The sequence below is a fragment of the Pyxidicoccus trucidator genome (genome assembly GCF_010894435.1).
GTDB classification, from domain to species: Bacteria; Myxococcota; Myxococcia; order Myxococcales; family Myxococcaceae; genus Myxococcus; species Myxococcus trucidator.
On the sequence record NZ_JAAIXZ010000023.1, the window covers coordinates 168,177 to 190,410 of the forward strand.

Annotated in this window: 17 protein-coding genes and 1 pseudogene; 10 read left to right on the top strand and 8 right to left on the bottom strand. The window is 70.5% G+C overall.

Annotated features, from left to right (window positions below):
• Window positions 1-190: 190 nt before the first annotated feature.
• Window positions 191-2,158, bottom strand: coding sequence for a sensor histidine kinase (locus G4D85_RS42125; protein WP_205525943.1), 1,968 nt, complete (start codon window positions 2,156-2,158; stop codon window positions 191-193).
• A 578-nt stretch (window positions 2,159-2,736) separates the two neighbouring features.
• Here G4D85_RS42125 and G4D85_RS42130 point away from each other — a divergent pair.
• Window positions 2,737-3,186 (top strand): Fur family transcriptional regulator, encoded by a 450-nt coding sequence (locus G4D85_RS42130; RefSeq protein ID WP_164019920.1) that lies wholly within the window; start codon window positions 2,737-2,739, stop codon window positions 3,184-3,186.
• A 318-nt stretch (window positions 3,187-3,504) separates the two neighbouring features.
• Here the strand turns inward: G4D85_RS42130 and G4D85_RS42135 are convergent, their stop codons facing one another.
• Window positions 3,505-4,812, bottom strand: coding sequence for a serine protease (locus G4D85_RS42135; RefSeq protein ID WP_164019921.1), 1,308 nt, complete (start codon window positions 4,810-4,812; stop codon window positions 3,505-3,507).
• Between the two features lie 341 nt (window positions 4,813-5,153).
• Between G4D85_RS42135 and G4D85_RS42140 the strand changes: the two genes are divergently transcribed.
• The 3 genes from G4D85_RS42140 (at window position 5,154) to G4D85_RS42150 (ending at window position 8,114) form a co-directional block, all read left to right on the top strand.
• A complete protein-coding gene (locus tag G4D85_RS42140) occupies window positions 5,154-5,531 on the top strand; it encodes a response regulator (RefSeq protein WP_164019922.1) in 378 nt (125 codons plus the stop codon).
• A 130-nt stretch (window positions 5,532-5,661) separates the two neighbouring features.
• Window positions 5,662-6,273, top strand: coding sequence for a hypothetical protein (locus G4D85_RS42145; protein WP_240359821.1), 612 nt, complete (start codon window positions 5,662-5,664; stop codon window positions 6,271-6,273).
• Window positions 6,274-6,479: 206 nt separating this feature from the next.
• Window positions 6,480-8,114, top strand: coding sequence for a ligand-binding sensor domain-containing protein (locus G4D85_RS42150; RefSeq protein WP_240359822.1), 1,635 nt, complete (start codon window positions 6,480-6,482; stop codon window positions 8,112-8,114).
• Between the two features lie 79 nt (window positions 8,115-8,193).
• Here the strand turns inward: G4D85_RS42150 and G4D85_RS42155 are convergent, their stop codons facing one another.
• Window positions 8,194-9,351, bottom strand: coding sequence for a sensor histidine kinase (locus G4D85_RS42155; protein ID WP_164019923.1), 1,158 nt, complete (start codon window positions 9,349-9,351; stop codon window positions 8,194-8,196).
• 351 nt (window positions 9,352-9,702) lie between these two features.
• Between G4D85_RS42155 and G4D85_RS42160 the strand changes: the two genes are divergently transcribed.
• On the top strand, window positions 9,703-10,608 hold the full coding sequence (locus G4D85_RS42160; protein ID WP_164019924.1) for a metallophosphoesterase: 906 nt from the start codon (window positions 9,703-9,705) through the stop codon (window positions 10,606-10,608).
• A gap of 100 nt (window positions 10,609-10,708) precedes the next feature.
• Here the strand turns inward: G4D85_RS42160 and G4D85_RS42165 are convergent, their stop codons facing one another.
• Together G4D85_RS42165 and G4D85_RS42170 are read right to left on the bottom strand one after the other, a co-directional pair.
• Window positions 10,709-11,179, bottom strand: coding sequence for an NUDIX hydrolase (locus G4D85_RS42165; RefSeq protein WP_164019925.1), 471 nt, complete (start codon window positions 11,177-11,179; stop codon window positions 10,709-10,711).
• Window positions 11,176-12,387, bottom strand: coding sequence for a TIGR02269 family lipoprotein (locus tag G4D85_RS42170; protein ID WP_240359823.1), 1,212 nt, complete (start codon window positions 12,385-12,387; stop codon window positions 11,176-11,178). Before G4D85_RS42170 ends, G4D85_RS42165 begins: the two co-directional genes overlap by 4 nt.
• Before the next feature lie 555 nt (window positions 12,388-12,942).
• Between G4D85_RS42170 and ileS the strand changes: the two genes are divergently transcribed.
• Together ileS and G4D85_RS50925 are read left to right on the top strand one after the other, a co-directional pair.
• On the top strand, window positions 12,943-16,680 hold the full coding sequence (gene ileS / locus G4D85_RS42175) for an isoleucine--tRNA ligase (RefSeq protein ID WP_164019926.1): 3,738 nt from the start codon (window positions 12,943-12,945) through the stop codon (window positions 16,678-16,680).
• 19 nt (window positions 16,681-16,699) lie between these two features.
• Window positions 16,700-16,978 (top strand): annotated as a pseudogene (locus tag G4D85_RS50925) (CPCC family cysteine-rich protein); the annotation flags it as partial.
• Between the two features lie 44 nt (window positions 16,979-17,022).
• Here the strand turns inward: G4D85_RS50925 and G4D85_RS42185 are convergent.
• Window positions 17,023-18,030 (bottom strand): GlxA family transcriptional regulator, encoded by a 1,008-nt coding sequence (locus G4D85_RS42185; protein ID WP_164019927.1) that lies wholly within the window; start codon window positions 18,028-18,030, stop codon window positions 17,023-17,025.
• A 52-nt stretch (window positions 18,031-18,082) separates the two neighbouring features.
• On the opposite strand from G4D85_RS42185, the gene G4D85_RS42190 reads away from it, so the two are divergent.
• On the top strand, window positions 18,083-18,832 hold the full coding sequence (locus tag G4D85_RS42190; RefSeq protein WP_164019928.1) for an SDR family oxidoreductase: 750 nt from the start codon (window positions 18,083-18,085) through the stop codon (window positions 18,830-18,832).
• Between the two features lie 13 nt (window positions 18,833-18,845).
• Here the strand turns inward: G4D85_RS42190 and G4D85_RS42195 are convergent, their stop codons facing one another.
• Both G4D85_RS42195 and G4D85_RS42200 read right to left on the bottom strand, forming a co-directional pair.
• The gene (locus G4D85_RS42195; RefSeq protein WP_164019929.1) at window positions 18,846-19,778 is read right to left on the bottom strand and encodes a COG1361 family protein; all 933 of its coding nucleotides are present in this window, start codon (window positions 19,776-19,778) and stop codon (window positions 18,846-18,848) included.
• A gap of 128 nt (window positions 19,779-19,906) precedes the next feature.
• Window positions 19,907-20,347, bottom strand: coding sequence for a DoxX family protein (locus tag G4D85_RS42200; RefSeq protein ID WP_164019930.1), 441 nt, complete (start codon window positions 20,345-20,347; stop codon window positions 19,907-19,909).
• A gap of 214 nt (window positions 20,348-20,561) precedes the next feature.
• Between G4D85_RS42200 and G4D85_RS42205 the strand changes: the two genes are divergently transcribed.
• Both G4D85_RS42205 and G4D85_RS42210 read left to right on the top strand, forming a co-directional pair.
• Window positions 20,562-21,455, top strand: coding sequence for a transporter (locus G4D85_RS42205; RefSeq protein ID WP_240359824.1), 894 nt, complete (start codon window positions 20,562-20,564; stop codon window positions 21,453-21,455).
• A 4-nt stretch (window positions 21,456-21,459) separates the two neighbouring features.
• On the top strand, window positions 21,460-22,221 hold the full coding sequence (locus G4D85_RS42210; RefSeq protein WP_164019932.1) for a hypothetical protein: 762 nt from the start codon (window positions 21,460-21,462) through the stop codon (window positions 22,219-22,221).
• Window positions 22,222-22,234: the final 13 nt, after the last annotated feature.

Sequence of the window (22,234 nt, forward strand, 5' to 3'; positions counted from 1 at the left end):
CAGTGGCTGACAATCGTACGCGGGGAGCACCTGCAACCCGGACGGGATGTAGCACCCGGTCCGCTCCGGACGTGCGGTCCACCGAGCCGTCCGTGGGTACCTGCCCGGTCGGGGGGCAGGCCGGCTGGCTCCGGCGCGAGGGACGCGCCATGCGCCGGCCCCACCGCGCCCTGGCCACGCTCGCTGCCCCTCATGCCCGGGCGGAGGGCGGGCCCGCGCGGGGCAGGCGGATGCGGAAGGTAGAGCCCTCGCCGGGCGTGCTGTTCACCGACACCTCGCCGCCATGCGCCTCGACGATTCGGCGCAGGCGGTACAGCCCCAGCCCCAGCCCGCCATAGTGGCGCACCGGCACCGCGCGCTCGAAGCGGCGGAACAGGCCGTCCACCCGCCCGGGGGCAATGCCGATGCCGTGGTCCGTCACCACCAGCGTCGCCATGTCCCGCTCGGACTCCAGCGCCACCTCCACCGGCTTGCCGGGCCCGAACTTCATCGCGTTGGACAGCAGGTGCGTCACCACCTGGGACAGCCGGGCCGCGTCGAAGCGGCCCGGCGTGGGCTCCAGCGGGCTCACGACGAGCTGGCAGCCCACGCGCGCGGCCGCCTCCTCGGAGCGCGACACCACCTCGCGCACCACCGACGCCAGGTCCACCTCTTCCAGGCGCAGCCGCGGCGCGCTCCCCTGGAGCTGCGACACGTCCAGCAGCGACTCCACCAGCTCCGCCAGCCGCTGCACCTGCCGGTCCGCCGAGTCCAGCGCCCGCTCCAGCCGCTCGGGCGCGGACGCCACGCCCGCGCGCAGCACGCTCTGGGCCCCCTGCACGCGCAGCCGCAACGCCGCCAGCGGCGTGCGCAGCTCGTGCGCGGCCACGCTGAGGAACTCGTCGCGCGCGCGTACCGCCTCCTGCGTCTCGCGGTACATGCGCAGCTGCTCCGTCACGTCGCCGATGATGCCCGCCATGCGCACCGGCCGGCCCTGCGAGTCATGGAGCGCCCGGCCCCGGCTCACACACGAGCGGTAGCCCCCGGTGACATGCCTCAGCCGGAAGGAGACGTCGTAGGGCGCGCCCCGCTCCAGGTGGGCGGACAGGGCGGCCATGACGTCCGGCCGGTCCTCCGGGTGCAGCAGCGCCATGAAGGCCTCGTAGGTCCCCCCGAAGTCCTCGGGCGCCAGCCCCAGCATCTCCAGCAGGCGCGGGCTCCAGTAGAGCGTCCGGCGGCGCAAGTCCCAGTCCCAGATGCCATCGTACGAGCCGTTCACCACCAGGCGGAGGCGCGCCTCGCTCTCGCGCGCGGTGTGCTCGGCCTGCTCCAGCAGCCCCACCCGGCGCTCCAGCTGCCGCACCATCCGGTACAGGTGGTCCTCGGTGCCCAGGTCCATGGGCGGCACCGCGTGCGTCGGCGCGGCGGTCCGCAGCTCGCGCAGCAGGACGCCCACCAGCTCGTCGCCTTCCTGGGTGCGCCGCAAGAAGCCGTTGGCCCCCACGTTGTGCGCCATGCGCAGGTCCAGCTCGTCCGGCACCACGGTGTGCGTGAGGATGACGGGCACCCGGGCCAGCCGCGGGTCCTGCCGCAGCGCCAGGCACAGCCGGAAGCCATCCATCCCCGGCATCAGCGCGTCCGCCAGCACCACGTCCGGCCCCCGGCGCCTCGCCAGCTCCAGCGCCGACAGGCCGTCCGAGGCCATGACGAGCTCGAAGCGCAGCGGCATCAGCTGGAGCTGGAGCAGCTTGCGGGACACCGGGTCGTCGTCCGCCACCAGCACCGTGAGCCCTCGCGACGGCGCCGCCTCGAGCACATGCGGGGGAAACGCCTGCCGCACGCCCTCCACCAGGGGGCCCAGGGAGAGCGGCCGGTCGAGGAAGCCGGCCCCCGGCAGCCCGAGCTGGTGCAGCCCCTCCTGCTCGGCGGGAAAGGCCATGACCCGCAGCGTCGTGCCGGCCAGCTTCAGGGCCCGCTCCAGCGACGCCAGCTCCACCGCGCCCGCCACCAGCAGGCCGGCGGCCACCACCAGCACGTGCGCCGGCTCCACGTGCAACAGGGTGATGGAGGCATGGAGGTCCGCCAGGGCCGTCACCTGCCACCCCTGGCTCTCCAACGCCAGCACCTGGAGCTCACGCACAGGGCTGGGTTCTTCGACGAGCAGGACGGTGGGCTTCATCACGACGGTCGACAGGAAGAGCGGGCAGGAAGGGTGGGCGTCCACCCTGGATGAAGGAAAAGGCGCAGTCTGGGCACCAGAGGACCTGAGTCAAGCAGTCCTGAGGGAAGTGTTCGCCGGTGCAAACCGGCCGAACGCTCGTCCCGTTCGGGGTCCGGGCAGCCTGGGCCTTCAGCGAGCCCCGGACCTCCAGACAACGCACCTGCATGACGGATGCATCCGTGGCGACAGCAGTATCCCCGTCAACACGGACAGCGTGGGTTCCCCCGCGCCAGGCGTCCATGCAAGGCCAGGCTCGTGGCCGCCGGGGAACCTACGGGGTCACTCCCCCGGGAGCCTCCGAGTTGCATCTAAAAGCCCCGGGCAGAGGGGACGGGGGCGACGCAACCCACCCGGGTAACCGTCGACTCGGGGTCCACTCGTCTACCAGGGCAACAGAAGTTCTGGTGTAAAACAGTTGCATCTGACTCGCGAGCGCTCGTCCGCAGCCATGCCCGGGGGAGTCGGGACAGACCCGCACGGTGGCAGTCGCGACACGGGTGAAAATGCAGGGCAGTTGCGTTATTCGAAAGGACATCATGGGAGCCAAGAGACTTGCCGCGCAGCCGAAGCTCACCGAGTTCCAGGACCGCATCCGTGCCGCGGGCCTGCGCAGCACCGCGCCCCGCGTGGCGGTGCTTCGGGAGCTGGAGAACGCCTCCGCGCCGATGAGCCATGCCGACCTGGTGGATGCGCTCGGAGACGAGGGGTATGACCGGGTCACCATCTACCGGAACCTGACCGACCTGACCGAGGCCGGGCTGGTCGTCCGGGCGGACCTAGGGGACCACGTCTGGCGCTTCGAGCTGAAGCGCCCGGGCGAGGAGCATGGCAGCAGCCACCCGCACTTCACCTGCACGGACTGCGGCACGGTGGCCTGCCTGCCGGAGGAGTCGGTCCGCATCGCCTCGTCCAAGGGCGTGCCGCGCGCGGTGTCCCAGCGTGCGGTGGAGGTGCAGCTTCGCGGCCTGTGCGACCGGTGTGACTGACGGCGTGGCCCGCCCCTCCCCTTCATGAGGAGGCGGGCCCGCACGCAAGGTCCGGCAGCGACACGTCCGAGGGCACGTGCGGGAGGGATGCGGGCGGCCCGCCAGGCGGCGGGTGACGGCACCCCCCTTCCGGCGGCCCCTCTGCCCGGCCTGCGGGCGGGGCCTTGCAGCACCCCTTGGGGTGAGGCGCGGGCGAGCCATGTCCCGCACGCCTGTCCGGAGGCGAGGACGGCACTTCCCGCCCCCTCCAGGTGAAGCAAGGTCAGTCCCACGTGCCGGCAGGGGCGGTGGCCTCACCGCCCGTGCCGACGGAGCCTGCTACTGGACGGTGTAGGCCACCGTGCCGCTGCACGAGTTGCTGGAGTAGCAGCCCGCGCGAATCTGGTACGTGCCCGCCGTGGTGGCGGTGAACTGCGCGTACGACAGCACGCCGCAGGAGTCGTCGTTGGAGGCCACCTGCGTGCCCGCGGAGTTGTAGAGGCGCAGCCAGGTGTCACCCGTGCCGGCGGAGCCGGCCACCGTGCAGGTGCCGAAGGACAGCTTCTGCCCGGCCGTCAGCGTCACGTTGTGGTTGGTGGTGTTCTGCTGCGCGCTGTTGGTGTTGGTGGCGGTGAACGTGAACTTGATGCTCGTCGGGGGCGGCGGGAAGCCGGCGCACAGCCGGGTGCTGGTGGCCACGCCGCAGTACGCCTCCACGGCGGGGCGGACGTAGGTGATGTCCTCGCCACGGCAGCCCGACTCGGTGCACACGTTGACGATGGAGCAGCTCCCGTTGGACCTGTAGTCCGTCTCGCCGCGCACCAGGATGCCGGCCACCGTGTAGCCGCTCATCTCGTACACGCCCGAGCCGGAGTTGCCGCCGAAGGTGTCCGTGCTGGCGACGAAGTAGTCCAGCGTGCTGGCGCGCGCGTCACGCACCGAGCCGCCCGCGTCAATCTTGAAGGGGATGCCGCTGCCCGAGCCAATCACCGTCACGTTGGCGCCCACGGCCAGCGCGGTGGTGGCCGTGCGCACGGGGGCCGGCGTGAAGCGCGGGGTGGCCGCGCGGTCCAACCGGACGATGGCGTAGTCCAGGTTGCGCCCGTTCACCGTGGACTGCTGGCGCGCGACGATGGACTGGCAGGAGAAGATGTCCGCCGACGTCACCGGCTGCATGGTGGTGGCGCCCGTGCGGTAGAAGTTGAAGACGAAGCGCGTGCTGGTGCAGGCCGAGGCGCTGGTGATGCAGTGGCCGGCGGTGAGCACCAGGTCATCGTCGATGAGCGTGCCCGAGCAGAAGGCCGGCGTCAGGTCGCTCAGGAAGCGCTCGGTGCTGCACAGGTTGTAGGCGCTCTGCAGCGTGGACGCGTTGAAGGTGACGACGCCGGTGGAGGCGTTCACCGTGTAGTCCGACGGGTTCATCAGCGCCACCGTGGACTGCTGGGCGCGGGCGCGCAGGGTGGCGTTCGTGTGCGCGTACACGTCCGTGCGGTTGTCGGTGCCGTAGACGACGGGCTGCTGCTCCGTGCCCGTGGGCGAGTCACCGGCGGGAGTGCCTTCCGGGGCCGGACCGCAGGCCGCGACGGAGAGGGCACACAACAGCGAGCCAAGCAGCTTCCTCTGGACGCCGGTGGGGGAGATACGCATGGGGGACTCCTGTGACGGGTGAAGCCGCCCGCCCGGTGGGCAGGCAGCCATCAGCCATGCTCATGCCCCCTCCACGTGATTACAACTGAATTGCGCGATTAGCCGTACATCCCCGCCAGCTGGATGATCCACCCGCTACAGGGGCGCTGCACGGAACCCCGAGCCGGGGAGCCCCCCTTCTTGGAGAGGGGTCTCCCAGAGGGGAGCGGCCGTCCCCGTGTCGGCTGCTGAGCACTCCAGGTCCCCGTTTCCGCCCGGCCGCTTCCGTCACGGTGGGGGCGGACGCATCTAGGTCGCGGTGGGGAGCGGGCTTTGTTCCCCCGAGCCCGCCGGAGGCCTGGGTGCAACCGCTTCAGACACTGCTGGTGGTCGATGACGACCTGGACATCCGGGACGCGCTCCAGGACGTCTTCGAGCTGGAGGGCTATTCCGTCCTGCTCGCCGCTGACGGGCTGGAGGCACTCGCGCAGCTCCGCCAGGTGGAGAGTCCGCCGCAGCTCATCCTCCTCGACCTGATGATGCCGAGGATGGACGGCTTCGCCTTCCGGGAGGCGCTGCGCCATGACTCGACGCTCTCCGAAATCCCCGTCCTGGTGGCCAGCGCGGACCTGGACGTGCGGAGCGCGGCCGAGGGGCTGAACGTGGCCGGCTGGCTGCGCAAGCCGCTGGACTTGTCCGAGCTGCTGTCCGCCGTGAAGCGCCTCAGTCAGGCCGCGTAAGCCCCGCCACTCCCGCCTGCCTGCCCTCCAGTCGGGAGGGCTGGGCGCGGGGCAGAGCAGGTTGGCGTGGGAAGAGAGCCTCCCCACCCTTGCTCCCAGAAGTCAGACAACTGACCGAAGGGAGAGGGACATGAAGAAGCTCATCGCCACGCTGGCCCTGTGCATCGGGACCGCCGCTTTCGCGCAGGCCCCCAAGACCGAACAGCCGTCCAAGCAGCAGGTACCCGGGCCCGAGGTCGACAAGCGGCTCGACACCGGCGTCGACGCCACCGAGGTGGGCCCCGCCATTGGCAATACCGCCAAGGACGTGGTCGGCGTCCAGACGGAGGACGAGGGCACCTTCAAGATGGAGCACGCCATGAGCCTGAAGGGCACCGTGAAGGATGCCACGGCGGACGGCGTGAGCATCGCCCGGCCGGGCCTGCCCGACGCGGACCTGGACATCCGTGACAAGACGGTGCTGATGCTGGACGGCAAGAAGGTGGCGAAGACGGACCAGATTCCCGAGGGCGCCTCGGTGCGCGCCAAGTTCCAGCTCGAGGGCCAGGAGATTGTCGCCCTGGAGCTGCGCGCCACCAGCCCCAAGCCCGTGAAGAAGGACCCCAAGAAGGCGGAGAAGAAGGACCCGGCCACGGGCGGCTCCGGCACCCAGGAGCTGCAGGAGGACGCGCAGAAGGCCGCCGACAAGACCGAGCAGAAGGCCAAGGAGACGAAGGACGAGGTCAACGAGGAGCTGAAGTAGCTCCGAGCTCGCACTCCTGACGAGCGCTGTCGCATCGGGCCCGCTTCCCACCAGGGAGGCGGGCCCGGTCGTTTCTTCCGCCCATGCCGTGCCTCCGGAAGCACCAGCGTGGGAACAACTTTTCCCTCCGTGGGCGGCTCCCTGGGGCGGGCGGGCGCGCCGGGCGCGGTACGCCGCTTGCTTTGCGGCGGCCCAGGGAGGATTCGGTGATTCGACGACTGCTGGGCGCGTGTATCGGGGTGGTGGTGGTGACGGCGTGGGCGTGCGGTGGCTCCTCGGGTGACACGGTGCCGACTCCGCCGCCGGGGGACGACATCGACAACCGCCCCGAGTTCGATGCGGGCACGGATGCCGGCACCGATGCGGGCACGGACGCGGATGCCGGCACGGACGCGGGCACCGACACGGATGCCGGCACGGACGCGGGCACGGACACGGATGCCGGCACGGATGCCGGCACCGACGGCGGGACGGATGCTGGCACCGACGGCGGCACCACGGACCCGCAGCCCACCGAGGGCCCGTGGCCCACGGACGCGGTGACGGACTACTCGGGCAGGTACGGCATCCGCCGGGTGCAGTCGGTGGGCGTGGACGCCGCGCACAACATCTGGGTGCTGGACGGCGCGAGCATCGGCGTGCTGCGCGCGGACACGAAGCAGCTCGTCTGGACGACGAAGCCCATCGGCCAGGCGCGGCTGGGCTTCGGCACGGACAAGCTGGCCACCGCCTCCAGCGTCATCTGCGGCGGCAAGGCCGGCGAGGCCTACGTGGGCTACGAGTCGTTCGACCTGGCGCCGGACGCGGAGTACCCCGACCTCCACACCAACTACATCGTCAGTCCCGGGCAGTGCTACTACCCGTACCAGAACGCGCCCGAGTGCTACTCGTACAGCGCGCGCCGGTTCCAGTACTACCTGCAGGGCGACGTCGACGTGGTGCGGCTCAACGGGGCCGGCAACGACGTGGAGCTGAAGGTCCACATCTCCGAGTCCGCGGGCAGCAGCCGCATCACCGGCAGCACGCCGCTCGGCATCCAGAACACCAACGACTACCACTACGACGAGGACCGCTCCGTCTTCTCCTGCGTCCGGGTGATGAAGGGCCCGTACGCGGGTGAAATCTACGTCGGCACCAACCATGGTGTGACGCGCATCCGCGACTACACGTACAACAGCCACCGTCACCCGGCCTGGTGGAAGCTGACCCGGAAGCCGGACGGGAATGTGAGCAAGTCGCAGCGCGCGGGCTACACGTACGGGCTGGGCATCTCCCAGGACGGCCACCTGCTCATCGCCAACGACTGGAAGGTGGGCATCATCCCGCCCAACGCCGGGCTGAAGTGGTGGGACGCGGAGGGCCGCAAGGACGACATGCCCGCGAACGAGGACCCGGCCATCTACGCCCTCAACATCTTCGTGGACCCGGTCAACCCCGGCCCCGACGACGAGCGCTACGACGATGCGCCCAAGAACCGGTGGCGCGGCTTCCAGCAGACGAAGGACGGCCTCTACTACGTGGGCAGCCTGGGCGATGGCCTCTGGCAGATGAAGACGAAGGTCGTCACGCCCAGCCCGCTGAAGCTCCGCGACGAGGCGTACGCGCCCATCGAGGGCCTGGGCACCCGGAACATCGCCTCCTTGGCTGCCTCCGAGGACGGCTCGCTCTTCATCGGCACCGAGGACAACGGCCTGTGGCGCCTGAAGCCGGACAAGACGCTGGAGAAGGTCCAGGGCGTGCGCGGCTCGAACATCTCGCAGCTCGTCTATGACCCGACGGTGACTCCCGGGGCGCTGTACGTCCTCTCCGACGGCCGGCTGTACGTGCTGCGCGGGTACTGAGCCGCACGGACACCTCGAGCAGTCCTCGGGAGGGGCGACCACTCGCGGGTGGCGCCCCTCTCGGGCGTTTCCGGGGCGGCTACCGCGCGGCGCGCACCTTCATGGGCGGCTGGGGCTGGGTGGGCAGCCGGAGGATGAAGGTGGAGCCCTGCCCCTGCGCCGAGCGCACGGTGATGCTGCCGCCCATGGCCTCGACGATTTGCCGGGTGATGTAGAGCCCCAGGCCCAGCCCGCCGTAGTGGCGCTCGGAGACGGCGCGCTCGAACTTGCCGAACAGGCGCGCCATGCCGTCCTCGGAGATGCCGATGCCGTGGTCCTTCACGGCGAGCACCGCCGTGTGGCCCTCGCCCGCCAGGGACACCTCCACCGGCCGGCCCGCGCCATACTTGGCCGCGTTGGACAGCAGGTTGACGAGCACCTGCTCCACGCGCAGCGGGTCCCACGAGCCCAGCAGCGGCCCGTCCACGTGGAGCGACAGCGTGCTGCCCGCGCGGCTGAACTCCTCGGCGAAGGCGTCCGCCATCTGCCGCACCAGCTGGGCCAGGTCCAGCTCGCGCGGCTCCAGGCTCAGCTTGCCCGCGGCCAGCCGCGACACGTCCAGCAGCGTGTTCACCAGGCTGCCCAGCCGCGACAGCTGCCGCTCCAGCACCTGCGTGCGGGGGGCCATCTGCGCGGACAGCTCCGGCTGCGCGGTGCTCGCCTGGCGCTGCAACAGCTGCAGGTGCAGCCGCATGCTGGTGAGGGGCGTGCGCAGCTCGTGCGCGGCCACGCTGAGGAACTCGTCGCGCGCGCGCACGGCCTCCTGCGTCTCGCGCAGCGCCTGCTCGCGCACGGCCCGCTCGCGCGCGGCGCCGGCGTCGCGCTGCGCCTCCACGCGGCGGCGCTCCGTCATGTCCTCCACGTAGATGCTCGCGGCGACCACGACGCCGTCGCGGCGCACCGGGTGGTAGCTGGCGCGGTACACGCGGGTGCGCTCCACGCCGCCCCCGTGGTCTCTGTGGATGATTTCCACACCCTCCAGGGGCTCGCCCGTCTCCAGCACGCGGCGGACGCGGCGCAGCACGTCGGCGCCGGCGGGGTCGCCCCGCAGCACCTCCGCCATGGGGCGGCCGAGGTGGGCCTCGCGGGGCAGGCCGTTCATGGCGGCCATGGCCTCGCTGACCTCCACGTAGCGCAGCTCGGGGTCGATGATGGCCATGCCCAGCGGCACGGTGGACATGAGCTCGGCGAGCGTCACGGGACGCAGGTCCTCGAGGGGACGCTGGCGTCCGCCTCCTCCTCCTCCAACTGGCGTAGTCACGTCCGGTCCCATGTCCTGGGCCGACCCGATCCTCGGGGTCATCGTCCCCGCGTGTGTAGCAACCCCGCCCGATGCCGTCACCGCGCGCCCCCCGGCCGTGTGTCCAATGGTGGAAGGATGCCCGAGTCCGGGCAGGAATCTTCCTGAAATCGCGGGCGTTTCCACGTCACCCCAACCGCCGGCCGCATGGAGGGCAGGCGTACGTGGGGCACCTGCTTCAACCCACCCCCGTCGGCTCCGTAGAATGGAGCCCCTCATGCAGCCCCCGGCACGGAGGAACCGAACCGAATGCGCCTGAGACGCCTCGCCCGCCGCACCTCTTCCCTCGCCTCCTCGGCCGCTCCCACCTGGCGGGAGCCTCGCAACGGAGGACGGAACGAGCTGGTGGCCCGGAGTGGAGCGGATCCGTTCCGCGAGGAGCGGAGGCTGCGCTGGAGGGACCACTTCTCCCTCTCGGAGAACGTCCTCTTCGTGCCGCACATGCATGCCGAGCACGACGGGCTGCGCATCGCCCAGCTCTCCGACGTGCACGTGGGGCAGGCGACCTCGGCCATCCGCATCCGCCGCGCGGTGGAGGCCGTCAACGAGGGGCAGCCGGACCTGGTCTTCCTCACGGGCGACTACGTGACGCACAGCCCCAAGCCGCTGCCGCGCGTGCGCGAGCTGCTGGCGGGGTTGCAGGGGCCCGTCTTCGTGGTGCTGGGCAACCATGACCACTGGGTGAACGGGCCCTACATCCGCGAGGGCTTCGAGCGGCTGGGCTACACGGTGCTGCAGAACGAGCACCGTCAGGTGCACGTGAAGGGCGCGCCGGTGACGGTGCTGGGCATCGACGACGGACGCACCGGCCGGGACGACGTGGAGACGACCTTCCGCGGCGCGCCCGAGGGCGGCACGCGGCTGGTGCTGACGCACGCGCCGCCGACGGTGGAGAAGCTGCCGGCGCACGCCGGGCTGGTGCAGTTCTCCGGGCACACGCACGGCGGCCAGTTCGTGGTGCGCGGCCTTACAGAGGCCATCTTCCGCCGCGCGGGCCAGCCGTACATCAGCGGCCACTACCGCGTGAATGGCAACCAGCTCTACGTGAATCGCGGGCTGGGCTTCGGCTTCGGCGGGCCGTACCTGCGCCGGGGCGCCGAGCCCGAGGTGGCCTTCTTCACGCTGCGCAGCGAAGCGGCCGCCGTCGCGAGCTGAGCCGGGCCCTTCTCGGAGCCGGGGAGGTTGGTGTACGCGCCTCCCTGCCACCTGCCTGTCCAGTTCCCCGCGCTGCCAGCAAGCAGGCCGCCGTTGCCGGTCAGGATTCCTCGTCGGGGAGGAGCGTGCGCAACAGCTCGTCGTCGGGGCCGAGCGGACGCCAGCCGGGCGGCGGCGGCGTGGAGCGGAGCGCTGCCATGACCTGATCGGCGCTCTCCTGATAGGACTCGGGTATATCGCCGGACCAGCAGCCGAGCGCCTTGGCGACCTGGAAACGAGCCTTGTCGTCCATGATAGCGGGCCAGCCGCTCGGGAGGTTCTCGGACAGCTCGCGCACGAGCACATCGCGAACAAAGCGTGTGACCTGCTTGCGCCGCTCCGCTTCGATGAGCAACCCGCTCAACACCTGCACGCCCGCGACATCATCCTTGCCTAGCTCCTCAGCCAGCAGATTTAGCGAGACGGCGGGGCGCGCATCGGCAAATGCGGTGAGCGACGTGTACCCTCGCTCGCGGACCCGCTCGTACAACCGGACCCTCCAATCTCCCTGCCAGGAACGTCCGTCGGTCATCGTCCTCTCCAGGCAGTAAAGTTCATCGGGATGTCGTAGCGCTTCATACGGTCCGCAACGATGTTCAGGACGTCGTTCCGCGTCAACATCCGGCCAGCCTCTCTCTCGGCATTGCTCAGCACGCGCATGAGCATCCGGTTCCATTCGTTGGGCCACATGCGTCCCAGACGCCAGTCACCCCCACCATGAATCGCCTGATGGTGCGCCAGCTCCAACCTGACGCAGAACTTGTCGATGTCCATGTCTCCGGTAAAGCCGCGCTTTTCGAACCACTCGCGGTGCTCGCGCGGCAGAACGTGGTGCTGCGGATGCTCGGACATGCCCGCCCCAGCTCTGCCTGTTTCGTGCATGCCGCGAACCTCGGGCCCGTCGCCCAGAGCATCACGCACGCCTTGCGGCAAGTCCCCGTGCGCCTGCGCCATCAGCACCTGGCCACCGTGGATGCGGACGGCGGCACTGACGACGGGCATCGAGATGACACCCGCCTTCACGAGCCGGCGAATCATCTCCACCCACCCGGCGGAGACGACAATCCGCGAGCCCGCCATCACTCCGCCAGAGCCCATGACCAGGCCCACGCCGACGGTGGCGGGAGCTGCTGGCGGCAACCGGGGCAGCGACATCCTCAGCGTCGAGACCAGGGTGAGCATCTCCACGAGCTGCATCGCCGCCATGAGCTTGCCTCTCTTCTCCATGGCCGTGCGTGCGCCGTCACGGATGGAGCCGAACTCGCGGGTGAGCTGGCCCATCAACCCGGGCATCGCGGTGGCCGCTGCCTCGACCCTCTCCGGGTCTTGTGACGCGAGCGCCACCAGGGCGGGCTCCATCAGCCGCTGCACGCGGCTCATGTCCATGACCAGCGTCTCGACGCTGTAGGCGGGGCACTCTCGGAGCACGACGTCAGTGAGCTGGAGGAAGTCGAGCCATGCGGCCAGCAGCATGCCGCCGAACATGGCCGCCTGGAGCCGGGGGCCCGTCATCCGAAGGATGCCCAGCTCCATGTCTGGGTCAGCGACTCCCGAGGCCGCCTCGGCCACCGTGGTGGCGCTGCCGAGCGCGCCATGAAGCCAGGGCAGTTGGTGGGTGCCATGGTCGAGGTAGCGGGTGAAGGCACCGTTGACTCCGCTCAAGCCCCGATTGCCCAGGCCCGGTGGGCGGGCCGCCAGCTTGGAGAGCGCGTCGGCGACGCTGCCCGTGGAGTCCTCCACGTCGTCAACGACATCAAGGACCGCTTGCCGGGCCAGTGCGGCGCGCCGACTCCCACCCCCAGCAGCTCCTGCCTCCGTCGTATCGTCGCGTGGCCCCTGGCGACGCAACAGCCGTTCCCGAACCGCGGACCGTTCGATGGAAGACGGCGAGGAGCCCCTGACGCCGGACGCTCATCGCGAGGGGGGCGCGTCAACGCAGGCCCCTTGGCACTGCGCGGCATGCCACTCAGGTCTCCCCCCTGGCCGGACGCTGGCGTCAGCGAAGCGCATCCCGCCATCAGCAGGGACACCCCCAGCAGCAGGGCACGACTTCGCTTCGTTCGCATACACGTCTCCTGAATGCCCTCCAGCCGGGGGAGAGAACGACACACGTCGGACGTCCAGCTCGGCAGCGCCGGGCCGGTGGTAACCCAGCAGGGTGATGAAAAGGAATGGCCTCCGACGTCGGGCCGTCGGCCGGTGCCACCGGCCGACGATGCCTGGTTGACTGAAGAAGGCTGCGCCGGAATCGGTTGTGTGAGGCTCCGCGAGCCCGGCTGCTATCTTCCGCGCGCCATGGCTCAGCCCCTTTTCTCCACGGTCTCCAGCGAACTCGACTTCCCCGCCGACGAGCGCCGCATCCTGGCCTTCTGGAAGGAGCGCCGCATCTTCGAGCGCACGCTCGAGGGCCGCGAGGCCGCCCCCAGCTTCGTCTTCTACGAGGGGCCGCCCACGGCCAACGGCCTGCCCCACAACGGCCACGTCCTCACCCGTGTCATCAAGGACCTGTTCCCCCGCTACCAGACGATGCGCGGCCGCTACGTCCCCCGGAAGGCCGGCTGGGACACCCACGGCCTGCCCGTGGAGGTGGAGGTCGAAAAGGAGCTGCGCATCCATGGCAAGGCGGAAATCGAGCGCTACGGCGTGGAGCCCTTCACCGAGCGCTGCATCGAGTCCGTTTTCCGGTACACCGCCGAGTGGGAGCGACTCACCGAGCGCATCGGCTTCTGGGTGGACCTGAAGACGGCCTATGTCACCTACCACCGCGGCTTCGTGGAGAGCGTGTGGTGGGCGCTGGCCGAGCTGTACCGCAAGGGCCTGCTCTATCAGGGCCACAAGGTGGTGTGGTGGTGGCCGCAGGGCGGCACCGCGCTGAGCGCCGCCGAGGTGGGCCTCGGCTACAAGACGGTAGACGACCCGAGCGTCTACGTCGCCTTCCCGCTGCGGGACGCGCCGGACACCGCGCTGCTCATCTGGACCACCACGCCCTGGACGCTGCCGTCCAACATGTACGCGGCCGTCAACCCGTCCGTGGACTACGTCACCGTGGACGCGGGAGACCGCAAGCTCATCATCGCCGCCGCGCTGCGCGAGGAGCTGGCGAAGAAGCTCAAGAAGGACCTGCCCGTGTTGGCCAGGCAGCCGGGCAGCGCGCTGGTGGGCAGGCGCTACACCCCGCCCTTCGACCTCTACTTCCGCAGCGCCGGGGACGTGGAGCTGCCGCTCAAGGATGGCGGCACCGAGGCGATGGCGTGGCGCGTGGTCGGCGCGGACTACGTCACGCTCGACAGCGGCACGGGCATCGTCCACACCGCGCCGGCCTTCGGCGAGGACGACTATGAGACCTTCCGCCGGGACAGGCCGCGCTTCGCCAACCCGGACGCGCTGGAGATTCTCTGCGCGGTGAAGCCGGACGGCACCTTCGTCGACGAGGTGCCCCTGGTGGCCGGCCGCTTCGTGAAGGACGCGGACAAGGACCTCCAGCGCAACCTCAAGGAGCGCGGGCTGCTGCTGCTCGCCGAGCAGTACAAGCATGAGTACCCCTTCTGCTGGCGCGCGGACAACGACCCGCTCATCCAGTACGCCCGGCCCGCCTGGTACATCCGCACCACCTCGGTCATCGACCAGGCCATCGCCAACAACCGCGCCGTCAACTGGGTGCCCGAGCACATCCAGGAAGGCCGCTTCGGCGACTTCCTCGCCAACAACGTGGACTGGGCCCTCTCGCGCGAGCGCTACTGGGGCACGGCGCTCCCGCTGTGGGTGCACTCGGAGACGGGGGAGGTGGAGGCCGTCCCCTCCCTCCAGGCCCTGCGCGAGAAGCCAGGCAACAACCTGGCCGCGGTGGAGGCGGAGCTGCGCGCCTTCCTCGCCGGCAAGCCGCACGAGGCCAACGCCGAGCACCTCATCGTCCACAAGCCGTGGATTGACAAGGTGACGTACCAGAAGCCCGGCGCCTCGGGACGCTTCCAGCGCGTGCCCGAGGTGGTGGACGTGTGGTTCGACTCGGGCTGCATGCCCTTCGCGCAGTGGGGCTTCCCGCACGCGCCGGGCTCACGAGAGGTCTTCAACCGCACCTTCCCCGCGGACTTCATCTCCGAGGCCATCGACCAGACGCGTGGCTGGTTCTACTCGCTGCTGATGGTGAGCACGCTCGTCTTCGACGAGGAGACGCAGCAGCGCATGGGCCTTGCCCCCTCGCGCGGCTGGCCGCACCCGTACAAGAACTGCATCGTGCTCGGCCACGTCTCGGACAAGGACGGCAAGAAGGAGTCCAAGTCCAAGGGCAACTACACCCCGCCGGAGATCATCCTCGACGAGGTGCGCATGGACTTCGCGGTGCTGACCGCCGCGGAGGCCGGCATGCCCGGAGAGGCCGGCGTGGCGCTCATCGCCCGCGAGGACCTGGAGGGCCTGGACCTGCAGGAGGGCGCCCGGGTGCAGCTCTTCCGCCCGGACCGGCCGGACACCGTCGTCACCGTCACGCTGAAGGTGCACAAGAAGCTCAAGCGCCGGGTGGCCCTGCTCGCCCCCGACGCGCTGCACGCGCTCGGCGTGGCGCCTTCCCCGCGTGGGGCGGACGTCATGCCGGTGGAGGTGCCCCGGCTGGCGCCTGGCGAGCGCGTGGTGTTGAGGGACCCGACCACCCGCGCTCCCGGCGCGGACGCGTTCCGCTGGTTCTTCTTCGCGGCGAGCCCCTCCTGGTCCAACACGCGCCACTCGCTGGCCAACGTGCGGCTCTTGCAGAAGGACTTCCAGGTCAAGCTGCGCAACGTCTACTCGTTCTTCACCATCTACGCGAACCTCGACGGCTTCAACCCGGCCGCGGGCAACGCGGACGCCTCGGAGGCGCCGTGGAAGGCCGTGCGGCACAGCCAGGGCTGGCGCGAGGTGAAGGAGCGGTCGGTGCTGGACCGATGGATGCTCTCGGAGGTGCAGTTCACCGTCCGCGAGGTGTCCAGGGCGCTGGACGCCTACCAGGTCCATGACGCCGCCCAGCGGCTGGTGGCGCTCGTGGACGCGCTCTCCAACTGGTACGTGCGCCGGGGGCGTCCACGCTACTGGGCACCCGGCTTCGAGCAGGACAAGCAGGACGCGTACTTCACGCTGTACGAGGCGCTCACCACCCTCGCCGCGCTGTCCGCGCCCTTCATCCCCTTCTTCGCGGACGAGCTGTGGGGCAACCTGGTGCGCAACCCGTGGCCGGAGTCCCAGCCGGAGAGCGTGCACCTCGCGAGCTTCCCGGAGGTGGACGCGAGCCTCATGGACGAGGGGCTCGCGGCGGAGATGGGCGCGGTGCGCGAGCTGGTGTCGCTGGGCCTGAAGGTACGCACGGACAACAAGCTCAAGGTGCGCCAGCCGCTGTCGCGCGCGGACGTCATCCTCGCGCGCAAGGAGCTGACGGAGCGCGTGGCGGTGTACCGCGAGCTCATCACGGACGAGCTGAACGTCCACGAGGTCCGGTTCCTGGAGCCGGGCAGCCAGGAAGCGGACGTGGTGCGCTACCGCGTGCGGCCCCAGCTGCGCGCGGTGGGCAGCCGGCTCGGGCCCAGGCTGGCGCCGGTGCGCAAGGCGTTCGACTCGGCGGACGGCCGCGCGCTTCACGGAGAGCTGCTCCGGACGGGCCGGGTGGCCATGAACGTGGGCGGCGAGGACCTGGTGTTCCCGGCGGAGGAGCTGGAGACGCTGGTGGAGGCCACGCCCGGCCATGCGGCGGCGGGCGCGGGCGTGGGCGTGGTGGTGCTGCACACCGAGCTGACGGAGGCGCTGGTGGACGAGGGCCTCGTGCGCGAGCTGCTGGCGAGGGTGCAGGGCGCGCGCAAGGACCTGGAGCTGGGCTACGCGGACCGCATCCGGCTGTGGGTGGACGGCGACGCCCGGGTGAAGCGCGTGACGGACGAGGCCCGCGCGCTCATCTCCCGCGAGACGCTGGCCGCGGAAATCCACGTCGGCCCCGACGGCCTCACCGGTAGCGAGGAGGAGGTCAGCCTCAACGGCCTGCCCGCGCGCCTCCGCGTGGAGCGGGTGGCATAGAAAGGAAGCCTGCGGCCATGCCACGCTCGATGCCCGAGGCGACTACGACATCTGCCCTATCTGCTTCTGGGAGGATGACGGCCAGGACAGCGATGATGCGGACACGTACCGTGGAGGGCCCAACCGCGTGAGCCTCAGTGAGGCACGGCTCAACTTCCTGACCTTCGGAGCCGCGGAGCACAAGGACCTTCCGCATGTCCGGGCTCCGGGCATCGGAGACCTGCGCCCGCGGGTCTTCGTCATCGAGGATGGAAGGGCCGTGGAGCGCACGTCACTTCGACCTGCTCCGCGGAGGTGACCTCGGTGAGCTGGCCCGGCGTTCCCGTAGCCCGGAACCGCCGGCTACGTCGCGAACCGCTTCCGGTAGTCCCTCGGCGAGACGGAGAGATTGCGCTGGAAGGTCACCCGCATTCGTTCCTCGTTCCCGAAGCCGCACATCCGGGCAACCTGGTCGACGTTGCGCTTCGACTCCTCCAGCAACCGCTTCGCCGCCTCCAGCCGCAGGACTTCAACAGCCTTCGCCGGGGTGCGACCGGTCTTCTGCTTGTAGACGCGCGCGAAGTTGCGCGGGCTCATCCGGGCCTTCTCGGCCAGCGTCTCGACGGTGAGGTCGTCGCGGCCCAGGTTGTTCGCGAGCCACAGGTGCAGCTCATCGAAGGTGGTGCTGTCCTGGGTCTGCGACCGCAGCAACTCGCTGAACTGCGACTGCCCGCCCGGCCGCTTCAGGAAGACGACCAGCTCCCTCGCCACCTTCATGGCGATGTCATGTCCATGGTCCGCCTCCACCAGTGCCAGGCACAGGTCGAGGCCCGCACTGACGCCCGCGGAGGTCCACACCGGGCCTTCACGGACGAAGAGCGCGTCACGGTCCAGCTTGATGGAGGGGAAGCGCTCGCTCAGCAGGTCGCACATGGCCCAATGCGTTGCCGCGCGCCTGCCGTGAAGCAGTCCGGCCTGTGCCAGCAAGAAGGTGCCGCTGCAGACAGAGGCGGTGCGGCGAGCCGACTTCGCCTTCCGCCGCAGCCATTCAGTCAGCGGCTCCAACCGGGCCAGCACGTGCTCGATGTCCGGCGAGCCAGGGATGATGAGGGTGTCGACCTTGACGCCCTTGAACGCGGCGAGCGGCACCGTCTGCAACGCGACGCCTTCCGCCGTCTGCACCAGCCCGCCGTCCAGGCTCACGGTGTGGCGGACGTATCCCGGCACTCCGCGCTCCGCCAGGGCCTTCGACGCGGCCCAGAACACCGTCTGGGGACCTGTCAGGTCCAGCAACCCCATGTCCGGAAAGGCCACGAAGAGCACGGTGCGCGGCCCGCCGGAACCTGGCAGAAAATCAGGGTTGGATGTCATGGCTGCCAGAACCTTTCCTCCGTACGTTCCCCCCGTCAATGGAAAGGCACTCATGAAAATCGTGGTCATCGGGGGCACCGGCCTCATCGGAACGAAGGTGGCGAAGAGGCTTCGCGGGCAGGGCCACGAGGTGGTGGCGGCGGCGCCCAGCTCGGGCGTCAACGCCCTCACGGGCGAGGGCCTGGCGGAGGCGCTCGCGGGCGCGCAGGTGGTCGTGGACGTGGCGAACTCGCCGTCCTTCGAGGACAAGGCCGTGCTGGAGTTCTTCGAGACCTCGGGGCGCAATCTCCTCGCGGCGGAGGAGAAGGCCGGCGTGAAGCACCACGTCGCGCTGTCGGTGGTCGGCACCGAGCGGCTGCTGGGCAGCGGCTACTTCCGCGGCAAGATGGCGCAGGAGAAGCTGATTACCGCCGGAAGAGTCCCGTACACCCTCGTGCGCTCGACGCAGTTCTTCGAGTTCATGGGCGGCATCGCGCAGGCGGGAACGGAAGGCGAGGCGGTGCGCCTGTCCACGGCGCTCATGCAGCCCATCGCTTCGGACGACGTGGCGGACGCGGTGGCCGACGTGGCGCTGGGCGCGCCCGTCAACGGCATCGTCGAAGTGGCCGGGCCGGAGCGTGTGCGCCTCGTCGACGTGGTCCAGCGCTTCATGGCCGCGAAGCAGGACGGGCGCCAGGTCATCGCCGACGCACGCGCGCGCTACTTTGGCGTGGAGCTGGACGACACCTCGCTCACGCCGGGCGCCACACCGCGTGTCGGGCCGACGCGGTTCGAGGAGTGGCTCCGCCGCCCCGCGCCGTAGCCCTGCCTCGGGGTCAGAAGAAGCGGATGATGTCGAGGTACCGCGACGCCGAGCCCGCCGGGTTGAAGGCCGTGAGCGTGTACCGCCCCGACGGCACCGAGGTCAGGTTGGACAGGGACAGGATGGCGCTGGAGGGATTCGGCACCACGAGCGACAGGCCAATCTGCGGCGACGACACGGAGTAGCCCGAGACGCTCGTCGGCAGGTTGTCTCCACCGACGATGAGCTGCCGCGTCGGACCGCTGTTGTCCGGGTAGATGAGGCTCGGGTCGAGGTAGTTGATGTTGGGCGGCCTGGGGGCCGTCACGATGTAGACGGGCACCGACGTGCTCCCGGACTGGTTGGAGACCCGCAGCAGGTACTGCCCCGGCGGCACGTTGGACGCGACGTAGAAGGGCACGCTCACGGAGGTGGAGCTGCCCGACGGGAAGCCCGTCCCCGTGCCCAGCAGCGGCTGTCCGTACACGTTGGTGAGCGTGTAACCGAAGGACAGCGGCAGGTTCATGCCCCGGAGGGTGACGACCGTCGTCCCTGCGGAGAGCGTGCCGGGGTTGATGGAGCTGACGCTCGGCGCGCCGACGGCCCAGACAGCCTGGGCATCGGGCATGTGCCGCTGCGCCGCGGAGACCTCACCCTCCGGCAGCTCCATCCACGGTCCGAGCCCCCGCGCCACCTCGCTGTTGTCCGCGTGCACGCCCACGACCTGGACGCGCGCCTTCCCGGAGGCCGCCGCCGCTGTCATCCACTCATGCACGCCCGCCGGCAGGCCCTGCGCCAACTGCAGCACGCGGCCATTCTCGAGGACCAGGTTGACGTCATAGGCGGAGAGCCCGTCGCCCGCTCCGTTGCTGTCCCAACGCACCCACATGGCCTTGCCGGGTGCCCCTGCCAGCTCGAGTTCCTTCACCGAAACCTGGAGCTCCTTCTTCTGATGATTCGCTTCCACGTGTGCCTCGCATCCACGGACCTGGGACATCCAGGTCTCTCTCATGGAGCTACGCGACGGCACCGGGCATGGATGCGGGTCGTGGACTTCCTCCGAGCGGGCCCTGCAAGGCGACCGTGCGGTCTACCTCAGTGCCGCAGCGGCATGCCCAGGCGTCCACCGCCGAGCCCCTCTTCGCGCTTGCGGCCACGGAGGCTGAAGGGCCCTGAACCGAAATAGACGATGAACAGGGCGCCTCCCGCCATGGAGAGGTTCTTCATGAAGTGGATGAGCTGGTTCTGCGCCTGCACCGGGTCGGTGACGAGCCAGAACTTGTGGACCATGAAGGCCGCGGCCACCAGGAAGACGGCGATGGCCGCCGCGCCCAGGCGGGCGAACACGCCCAGCAGCACGAACAGGCCGCCCAGCACCAGCGCCACGCCGGACGCCAGCACCGCCAGGCGCGGCTCCGGCACGCCCGAGGACTGCGCGTAGGCCGTGAGCGCCTGCAGCTGGAAGAAGTGGTTCAAGCCACTGGTGATGAAGATGGCCGAGAAGAGCAGCCGGCCCAGCGGCGCAAGCACGCCCATGACGTCCTCCCTGTGTCCCGCCTCCCACCCCCTCAACGCCAGCGGGCAGAAGTCATTCACAAGGTGGCCATTGATTCCGGCGGGACAGCGGGCGCCCGCCTGCTCGTCCGCTCTACGACTCTGGGGCACTCTCCCCGTCCGCTTGTCCCCGCTGCGACAACTCGCCACACGCACCCCCTGCCCTCCCGCGCCTATGTTGCCCGGCGCCGTGAGAATGCCCCCCGCCGCCCCCTTCCTCCTCGCCAGCCTGCTGCTGCTGGTGCCTGGCCCGGACGCCCGGGCCTGTGCCACCTGCGCCTGCGGCGACCCGACGCTCACCTCCATGGGCACCGAGCAGCCGTTCTCCGGACGCCTTCGCCTGTCCACCATGCTGCGCGCCTGGGGCCAGACGGTGGGGCGCGACAACGAGAACGCGCTGCGCCTGCGCGAGGCGCGCATGGACGTGGCCGCCGCGTACGCGCCGGTGCCATGGCTCTTCCTCGCGGCCACCCTGCCCCTGCAGGCCCGCGAGGTGCGCGATGTGAGCCTCGCCCGCGAGCGCGGCTGGGGCGTGGGCGACGTGGAGCTCAGCGCCAAGGCCTTCATCTACCAGGACAAGGACTTCTCCCCGGACCACCTCTTCAGTGTGCTGGCCGGCGTGAAGCTGCCCACCGCGCCGGTGCTGCGCGCGGCGGACGGGACGGAGCTGGACCTGGACACGCAGCTCGGCAGTGGCTCGGTGGACCCGCTGGCGGGTGTGGCGTACCAGCACTTCCGGGGCTCGTGGTCCTTCCTCGCCAGCGCCACCGGCTTCTTGCCCACGCGCGGCATCCTCGGCTTCCGCGCGGGCGCGTCCGTGCGCACCACGCTCGCGGCGCAGTACCAGCCCGCGCCCCGCTGGGCCGTGCGCCTGGGACTGGATGGGCGCATCGAGGCCGCGAGCGACATCGATGGCGAGAAGGAGGAGAACGGCGGCGGCGTCATCGGCTACGCGTCGCCCGACGTCCTCTTCAGCCCTGCAACGGACATCGTCCTCGCGGCCGGCGTGCGAGTGCCCTTCTTCAACCGGCTGCGTGGCCGCGTGGCCCCCACTCCCATCGCGATGATGTCCGTCGCGTACGACCTCTGAGCGCATGCGTTCCCCCCTGAAGTCCCGCGCCCTGCCCGCCACCCTCCTCTGTCTCGCCGCCTGCGCGGGTGGCGAGCGCGTGGAGGGACTGGAGCTCACCCTCGGGCTGACCACCGTGCGCGCCCGCCCCGCCGTGGAGGCGGCCGGCCCGCGCACCCTCGTCAACGACCAGGGCACCCGCGCGTCCCTCACCCGCGCGCTCTTCACGCTGGGCAGCGTGGAGCTGATGCCCTGCGAGGAGGCCGGCTGGCGACGCCTGCTGCGAGGGCTGTCGCCCGTGAGCACCGCCTGGGCGCACTCGGTGTCGAGCCCCCGGCGCCTGGGCACGCCCCACGTCGTCGGCCTGGAGCGCGAGGACGGGGAAGTCACCGCCCTGGGCACGCTGCGCCCGCCGCCGGGCCGCTACTGCCGCGCGCGCCTCACCTTCCAGCCAGCGGACGCCGACGCGGAGGGCCTCTCCGCCGCCTCCGCGGGTCCGGAGCCCATGGACATGGTGGGCCGCAGCCTGCACCTGCGCGGCACCCTGTCCCTGCCCGACAGCGGGGAGTCCCAGCCCTTCGACGTGAGCGTCGGCGGGCAGACCTCGGTGGACGTGGTGCTGGACGGGCTGACGCTGTCGGAGGAGCAGCCGAAGGCAGCGCTCGTCTTCACGCTCGCCTGGGACGTGTGGCTGGATGGCGTGAGTCACCTGACGCCGCCCGCGCGTGTCGACCTGCTGGGCAACGTGGCCCGCTCCGCTTCGCACCAGGCCCCGACCGTGCCATGAAGTCCGAAGTCCC